The sequence below is a fragment of the Ochrobactrum sp. SFR4 genome (assembly GCF_019730395.1).
GTDB lineage: Bacteria > Pseudomonadota > Alphaproteobacteria > Rhizobiales > Rhizobiaceae > Pseudochrobactrum.
In genome coordinates this window covers 1-311 of sequence record NZ_JAAPBB010000545.1, presented here as the reverse complement: position 1 = coordinate 311, position 311 = coordinate 1, and the positions used below count along the sequence as shown (strand labels likewise).

The following is a 311-nucleotide window of genomic DNA, read 5'->3' as shown; positions in this document are numbered from 1 at the left end:
CTGGATGACTCCGTGTTTAAAACGTTCCCCGGCGGACTTGGAAATGTACTGAATGATGACGTGATCCTCCCTGGTGGCGGTCGTACCGGCCTCATCAGCTACACCTTTATCGGAGGGAATGGTCTGTCCGCAATTCTGTCTCTGGAGCAGGGCGGTAATGGTGATATTGATGATGTACCGGCTGGCTGGACAGGCAAACAATGGGGCGCGGTCATCAAAGATTACACGCCGCATGTCGTTGGTGGCCTGCGTTACGCACAGGGTTGGGGTTCTCTGACTGCCGTTGCCGCCTATGATGCCTATAACAAGGA

The 311-nt window shown here is 54.7% G+C and carries 1 protein-coding gene; it reads left to right on the top strand.

The window, feature by feature from the left end:
• Positions 1-311 (top strand): porin (locus HBA93_RS20180; RefSeq protein ID WP_221724463.1); only part of this gene is annotated, 311 nt, incomplete at both ends.